Origin of the sequence: Fusobacterium sp. (assembly GCF_030528405.1) — a bacterium.
In the GTDB taxonomy this organism is placed as follows: domain Bacteria; phylum Fusobacteriota; class Fusobacteriia; order Fusobacteriales; family Fusobacteriaceae; genus Fusobacterium.
Map to the genome: position 1 here is coordinate 44,366 of NZ_JAUMYY010000007.1, position 8,152 is coordinate 52,517.

The window sequence follows — 8,152 nt, forward strand, 5'->3', positions numbered from 1 at the left end:
TATAATTATTCCTCTGAAATTTCTTCTTCTTCTTTTTTTATTTTTGTTATTGAAGCTACTTTTTCTTCTTCTGCAACTTTCATTATTCTTACACCTTGAGATACTCTTCCAAAACGAGAAATTCCATCCATAGACATTCTTATGACAACTCCATTTGAAGTTATACAAATTAACTCTTCATCATCAGAAACTTCTAAAACAGAGACTATATTTCCTGTTTTTTCAGTGCATTTCATATTTTTTAGACCTTTTCCTCCACGATTATATTGAGGATACTCATCCAGTCTTGTTCTTTTTCCGTATCCATTTTCTGTTATTGTTAGTATATCTGTTTCTGGATTTTTTATTGTCATAGCTGAAACAACTACATCATCATCTCTTAAAGTAATTGCCTTAACCCCCATAGTATTTCTTCCTGTTTCTCTTATGCTATCTGTTAAAAATCTAGTACAATACCCTTTTCTTGTTGCTATAAGTATTTCTTCCTTTTCAACATCCTCTATAAGTCCAACATATATTATATCATCATCATCTCTCAATTTTATGGATATTAAGCCAGAACTATTTATGTTTTTAAATTCTCCTAAAGATGTCTTTTTTATAAGCCCATTTTTAGTTATAAAAACTATTTCTTTTTTAGGATCAAATTCTTTTATAGTTATTACATCCCTTACTTTTTCTCCTTCAGAAATATTTATAATATTTCCTATGAGCCTTCCTCTAGACTGTTTAGATAGATCTGGAATTTCATAAGCCCTTATATTATAGACCTTTCCTCTATCCGTAAATATCATCATAGTATCAAGAGTTGACGCAAGAATTATTTTTTCTGCAAAGTCATCTTCTATAGTATTTAGTCCAGATACTCCTTTCCCTCCTCGTTTTTGTGCTTTATATTTACTAGCTTCTATTCTTTTTACATATCCCTTATTAGTATATGTTATTATAATTTCTTCATCCTTTATTAAATCTTCTGGAAGAATTTCCATTCTTTCTTCTTCTATGGTAGTTCTTCTTTTATCTCCATATTTTTCCTTGATTTCAATTAATTCTTTTTTCATAATATCATAAACTTTTGCTTCATCTTCAAGAATTTCTTTTAATAAAACTATTAATTTTTCAATTTCTTGATATTCCAAATCTATTTTTTCTCTTTCTAACCCAGTAAGTCTTTGTAATTTCATATCTAAAATAGATCTCGCCTGTATATCAGAAAAACCATATTTTTCAATTAATTGTTCTCTAGCTACAGCTCCATCTGAAGAAGATCTTATTAGTTCTATGATTCTATCTATATTAGTTAAAGCTATTTGATAGCCTTTTAAAATATGTGCTCTTTTTTCTGCCTTATCCAAATCAAATTTAGTTCTTCTTGTTATAACATTAAATCTATGTTTTATATACTCAACTAACATTTCTTTTAAATTTAGAATTTTAGGTATGTTATTTACTAAAGACAACATTATAACTCCAAAAGTAGATTGAAGTTCTGTATACTTATACAATTTATTTAAAACAAGCTCTGGTTCTTCGCCTTTTTTTATTTCAATTAATATTCTTATACCTTCTCTATTAGATTCATCTCTTAAATCAGAGATCTCTGTTATCTTTTTTTCTCTTGCCAAACTTGCAATTTTTTCAATAAGAGAAGATTTATTTAGTTGATATGGAATCTCAGTTATAATTATATTTGATTTTCCATTTTTCTGTTCTTCTATATTAACTTTTCCTCTTACTTTTATTTTTCCTCTACCTGTTTTATAAGCTTCTATTATTCCAGTCCTTCCATCTATTATTCCACCTGTAGGAAAATCTGGACCTTTTATATAGTCTATTAAATCCAAGACATCTATATCCTTATTTTCTATTATTGCTAAAACACCATCTACTAGCTCATTTAAATTATGAGGTGGAATATTTGTTGCCATTCCAACAGCTATTCCTGTGGCTCCATTTAAAAGAAGATTAGGTAATTTTGCTGGAAGAACAACTGGTTCATCTAAAGAATCATCAAAGTTTTTTCTGAAATCAATGGTATCCTTGTCTATATCATCTAAAAGTTCATTTGTTATTTTAGCCATTCTAGCTTCAGTATATCTCATTGCTGCAGCAGAATCTCCATCTATGGAACCAAAATTTCCATGACCCTCAACAAGTAAATATCTGTAATTGAAATCTTGAGCCATTCTAACCATACTTCCATAAACTGGAGCATCTCCGTGAGGGTGATATTTTCCTAAAACTTCTCCAACTATTCTAGCTGATTTTTTAAATGGCTTATCATTTGTCATACCTAATTCATTCATAGCAAAAAGTATTCTTCTATGAACAGGTTTTAGTCCATCCCTTATATCTGGTAAGGCACGACTTATGATTACACTCATAGAATAATCTAAATAAGATTCTTTTAATTCCTCCTCTATATATCTATTACTTATATTTGTAGACATTTAAATCCTCCCAATTTTTCAGAAAAATTAAATTTTTAATTTTCTGAAATTTATATATCTATGTTTTTAACATATTCTGCATGTTCTTCTATAAACTCTCTTCTTGGTTCAACTTTATCTCCCATCAATTTATCAAAAAGAATATCTGCTTCTCTTGCATTATCTATTGAAACTTTCAAAAGTAATCTCACGTCAGGGTCCATAGTTGTTTCCCATAGTTGTTCAGGATTCATTTCACCTAATCCTTTGTATCTTTGAATATTATATTTTTTATTTTCAATATTCATATTTTCTAGAATATTTTTTAGCTCCATATCATTATATGCATATATAATCTGTTTTCCTGAACTTACTTTGTAAAGTGGAGGACAAGCTATATAAACATTTCCAGCATAAATTAAATCTATCATATATCTATAAAGAAAAGTCAAAATAAGAGTTCTTATATGCGCTCCGTCCACATCTGCATCTGTCATAAGAATTATTTTTCCATATCTCAATTTAGAAATATCAAAAGTTTCTCCTATATTTGTTCCAAAGGCTGTAATCATAGCTCTTATTTCTGAACTTTCTAAAGATTTATGTAAACCTGCCTTTTCAACATTAATTATTTTTCCTCTAAGTGGTAGTATAGCCTGATTATATCTATCTCTTCCTTGTTTTGCAGAACCTCCAGCAGAATCTCCTTCAACTATAAAAAGTTCACATTCCTCTGGTTTTTTAGAAGAACAGTCAGCCAATTTTCCTGGAAGCGAACCTATTTCTAAAGGAGATTTTCTTAAAACAGCTTCTCTTGCTCTTTGAGCAGCTTCTCTTGCCTTCTTAGAATTTAGTATTTTTTCAATAACAACCTTTGTTATATTTGGATTATCTTCCAAAAATATTTTCAAATTATTAGACACTACACTATTAACTATACCTACTACTTCAGAATTTCCTAATTTACCTTTTGTCTGCCCTTCAAATTGTGGTTGAGGAATCTTTATAGAAACTATTCCTACAAGCCCTTCTCTTATATCATTTCCCATTAATTTTCCATCTTTTTCTTTTATTAAACCTTGTGCTTTTCCTACATCATTTATAATCTTTGTAAGAGCTGTCCTAAATCCTTGAACATGTGTTCCACCTTCATGAGTATTTATATTATTTACAAAAGAATAGATTGTTTCATTTTGTGAAGTATTGTAAGTGAAAGAAATTTCAACTCCTACATTATCCTGTTTAGCCATTGTAAAAAATGGTTTTTCTATTATCTTTTGGCTTTCTTTTGTTATTTCTGATAGAAAATCTAAGATTCCTCCATCATAACTATATGTTTCTTCTTTTTTTTCTGTTTTTCTTAAATCTGTTAAAATAATTGTAAGACCACTGTTTAGGTAAGCTAATTCTTTTAATCTATTAGATAAAGTAAAATAATTATATATTAAAGTTTCAAAAATTGAACCATCAGCTTTAAATCTAACTGTTGTTCCATGTTCTTCTGTTTCCCCTATAATTTTTACATCTTCCTCTGGTTTCCCTCTATTGTATTTTTGATAATATACAAATCCATTTCTTTTTACTTCTACTTCCAACCATTCAGATAAGGCATTAACAACAGAAACTCCTACTCCATGAAGTCCTCCAGAAACAGTATAATTATCATTTTCAAATTTTCCTCCAGCATGTAAAACTGTAAGTACTATCTCCAAAGCTGATTTATTATATTTAGGGTGAATATCAGTTGGAATTCCTCTTCCATTATCTATTACTTCTATAATATTATCTGGAAGAACTTTAATTTGTATTTTATCACAATAACCTGCTAAAGCCTCATCTACAGAGTTATCAACTATTTCCCAAACTAGATGATGTAGTCCTCTCTCTGATGTTGTACCTATATACATTCCTGGTCTCTTTCTAACAGCTTCTAAACCTTCTAAAACTGTTATATTTTGTGCTTTATAATCAGTCATTTCTTCCTCCAAACAAAATATTTTATTTAACTCTTATTTCAATATCTTTTATAAAAAACTCTAAATTTATTTTATCTAAGAAAATATCTTTCTTATTATACATAAAATGCTTAAGTGCAGAATTGTTAACACTTATATAAAGTAAGTTCTTCCTTATATAGTCTATTTTTATATCTTCAGACAAATTTCCAAAAATTTCACTTTTTTTGACCTTTAATATGGCAGACTGTAAATTATTATTTATTTTAATTTCTTCATCGATTATATCTTTTATACTAATTATTTTCATCTTTAAAAATTTCCCCCCTATCTACATAAAAATTTTGGGATTTTATTTTTAAATCATCTGTTGAACTTATAAAAACTTGAAGTTCTTTTTTTTCTAAATATTTAAGTATAGATAATCTTCTATCTTCATCAAAATATGAAGTTATATCATCAATAATAATAACAGGATTTTCTTTTCTGTTTTTTTTAATCATATCAATTTCTGAAAGTTTTAATGCAAAAATTATTGATTTTTTTTCACCTTGTGACGCATTTATTTTTGCTTCATATCCATTTAAAATAAATTTAAAATCATCCCTATGAGGTCCTACTAAAGAGAATTTATATTTTATTTCTCTATTTCTTTTTGCTCTTATTTCCTTTTTAAATTCAGATTCTATTTCCTCTACTTCTATTTTATTTAATTTATAAAATGAATTTTCATATTTTATACTTAATTCCTGTTCTGAATTAAATAATTTTCTATAAAGTAAATTTAAAATTATAGATAAGCTTTTTATATATTCCATCCTAGAAATTATTATTTTTGAACCATATTTTATAAGTTCTTCTTCATATATATCAAATTCTGGGTTCTTTATCAAATTATCCTTTAAATATTTATTTTTTATTTTTAAAAGCCTATTATAGATCTTTAAATTTTCTAAATATTCTTTATCCATTTGTGCCAATTCCATATCAAAAAATTCTCTTCTATTTTTAGGTGAACCATTAATTAGTATAATGTCCTCTGGAATATAAGCAATCATATTAATTTTCCCATAAAACTCCGTTTGATTTATCTTTTTTTTATTAAAAAAAAATTCTTTTTTTGTACCCATATCATTATCGTACTTAACAGAAAGATTACTCTTAGAAATAATATTTTCATACTCTAAATTTACGATTAAACTTTTTTGAGTATATTTTATCATTTCTGTAGTTTTATTAGTTCTAAAGCTTATTCCTGTTGAATTAAAATATATAGCTTCTAATATACTAGTTTTACCTTGTGCATTTTTTCCATAGAAAACATTTATTTGTTCTGAAAGACTTAGAGAAGCATCTTTTAAATTTCTAAAATTATAAAATTTTATATTAAGTATTTTCAATGCTTCACCTCAATCTATTCTATAATAAATATTCTATTTAAAACTTCTACTTTATACTCTGGATATAACTTTCTTCCTCTTCTCATTTCAAATTCATCATTCACTTTAATTTCAGAATTAATTATTAAATTTTTAGCTTCTGTTCCACTAACACAAATTCCTACATATTTTAAAAATTGATCAAGTTTTATAAACTCTGTTGATATTTTTATTTTCTCTATTTTTTTCATAAAAACACTTCCTAACAAAAAATTCCTATTTTATAGTATAGCATAATTTTAAAAACTTTTCTTTTATTTTTGTAATAAATAAAAATAAAAAGCTACTACATTTTAAAAATTTTATGAGTTTTGCTACTATATCTTTATAACAATTTCTAGATATTTTTATCTAAACTATATTTCTTAAAAATATTTAGACCACTTAGCAAAACTTTAAAAAATATAACTTATAATAGCTTCTTATTTTTAATAATTTTCTTTAATTATATTTTTTATATCGTTAGATATCATTTTATAATAAACTTCTTCTGAAGTTTTTTTCAGTTCTTTCATAAATTCTTTTGTTGTTTTACTATTTTTTATCATAATTTCTAAAGCTTTTTCTTCTATTTCAATTCTAGTTAATTCATCAAAATCTTTTAGAATTTCTCTTATTTCTTTTTCATTTTCAATTTTATTAGTTACTTTATTTTCTAATTCATAAGTAAATTTAGATTTCATTTTATTTTTAACCGTATAACTATCTATACTATTTTCTTTTATAATATTTGTTCCTCCAAATTTATCTATGTATCTTTTTCTAGCTTGATTTATTTGTGCCTTATCTTTTAAACCTTTTCCTTTACTAACATTTTCAAATAAACTTAAATTAGGATTTCCTTTTTTCTTAGCTTTTTTTATTGTTTTTAAAATACTATTTATATCTTTAACTAATGTTGAACTTATATCTTTATCTAAATCTATCAATATGCATAAAACTCTTCTTAGAACACTTTCTCCATCTTTTTTTAAAATATCTTCTATTTTATTATCAGCTCTTTTATTCCATTTAGAATAAATTTTAGGATTTTCTTTAACCCTCTCTATTAAATCTTCTATTTTGTCATTATAATTAACCTCTTCATCTAAATCTATAATTTCTTCATTTCCATCTAAATTTTCTTTATAAACACTTTTTTCTTTTGATTTATTAATAAATTCTGATGTATGACAATCTCCATCTCTCTCCTTATTAAAAACATAAGAAATATAATAAGTATCTTCTTCTCTTACAAATCTTTCTTCATAGTATTTTATATAATTCATTTCAACTAAAACATCAAAGGCTTTTAAAATTCTTGTAAGAACTGGTTTCATCCTACTTAATATATATACTTTTACACCTGACTTTGTTTCTCTAAAAGTTGATTGTTCTATTTTTAATGGAATTATAGCCGCAATAGTTCTGACATTTATATCTCCTCCTGCAGCCCTATATCTTATTTTACTAATATATTTATATATTCTTGAAGCTATCGGATCTCTAGTCATTATTTCTAATAAATTTTTAGTATTATATTTTATATATCTTTTAGATTTTATTTTATTTACTATATTTTTATCTAAATAAACTTTATAGAATATTTTTTTCCCTATTTTTAATTTTTGATATGTTAAAAGTTTAAATTCTTTATCTTCAAATTTATTTTCTCCAAATTTTGTATGATTCGAAATTTCAAATTGATATTGAGTATTTTTTAAATTTTTAAGAGCTTGCTCAACTTTGGAGTAATAAGTTCTATTCATTTTATTTCCTAAAAAATTCACTATAAAATCTGAAATTTCAAACTCTATTACTGTTTCTTCTTCGCTTTTATCTTTTCTATCCAAATACATTGATATTAAAAACATATATATTTTTTCTTCAAAAATGGAAGGCTGAAATACTTTATCATTTTTATCTTTAGAGATAAGTGTACTATGCATAATAACGCCTAAATCTTGAAAGTTATATTTAAAATTTACTCTTTTATTTTGTTTTTGAGGAGTAAAAAAAGGAAAAACAATCATTTCAACAGGGATATTTATATAATTTTCTTTTAAATTTAAGTAATTTCCTGTATCTCTTATTAAAATTTCTTGTAATTCTATTTCAGGCAATTCATTTTCTTCTATTTCTACATTTTTAACTCTATTGAAATCTAAAATATCATCAGCAAGAGAGCCTGTTTTTGATACTTCAAAATTATCAATTTCTATTGAATTTTTATTTTTTTTCTTACTTTTTTCTAAATTTTCATCTAAAATATCTACAGATTTTTTTTTCAATTTTATCCCCCTAGTTAAAAATAAATATAAAAAATTTTATCACAGTTAATGTATATATT

At 25.1% G+C, this 8,152-nt stretch carries 6 protein-coding genes; all 6 read right to left on the reverse strand.

Features of this window, described 5'->3' with window-relative positions; genetic code table 11:
- Positions 1 to 5: 5 nt before the first annotated feature.
- The 6 genes from gyrA to Q4A58_RS02215 all read right to left on the reverse strand — a co-directional run bounded on the left by gyrA (position 6) and on the right by Q4A58_RS02215 (position 8,093).
- A complete protein-coding gene (gene gyrA / locus Q4A58_RS02190; RefSeq protein ID WP_303116210.1) occupies positions 6 to 2,450 on the reverse strand; it encodes a DNA gyrase subunit A in 2,445 nt (814 codons plus the stop codon).
- Positions 2,451 to 2,500: 50 nt separating this feature from the next.
- Complete coding sequence (gene gyrB, locus Q4A58_RS02195; protein WP_303116211.1) at positions 2,501 to 4,405, reverse strand: DNA topoisomerase (ATP-hydrolyzing) subunit B; 1,905 nt, start codon at positions 4,403 to 4,405, stop codon at positions 2,501 to 2,503.
- A gap of 22 nt (positions 4,406 to 4,427) precedes the next feature.
- A complete protein-coding gene (locus tag Q4A58_RS02200; RefSeq protein WP_303116212.1) occupies positions 4,428 to 4,694 on the reverse strand; it encodes a hypothetical protein in 267 nt (88 codons plus the stop codon).
- Positions 4,681 to 5,784 carry a DNA replication/repair protein RecF gene (locus Q4A58_RS02205; RefSeq protein ID WP_303116215.1) on the reverse strand — a complete coding sequence of 368 codons (1,104 nt, stop codon included), beginning with the start codon at positions 5,782 to 5,784 and terminating at the stop codon, positions 4,681 to 4,683. Before Q4A58_RS02205 ends, Q4A58_RS02200 begins: the two co-directional genes overlap by 14 nt.
- Positions 5,785 to 5,798: 14 nt before the next feature.
- Positions 5,799 to 6,014, reverse strand: coding sequence for an RNA-binding S4 domain-containing protein (locus Q4A58_RS02210; RefSeq protein ID WP_303116216.1), 216 nt, complete (start codon positions 6,012 to 6,014; stop codon positions 5,799 to 5,801).
- A 237-nt stretch (positions 6,015 to 6,251) separates the two neighbouring features.
- On the reverse strand, positions 6,252 to 8,093 hold the full coding sequence (locus Q4A58_RS02215) for a replication initiator protein A (protein WP_303116219.1): 1,842 nt from the start codon (positions 8,091 to 8,093) through the stop codon (positions 6,252 to 6,254).
- Positions 8,094 to 8,152: the final 59 nt, after the last annotated feature.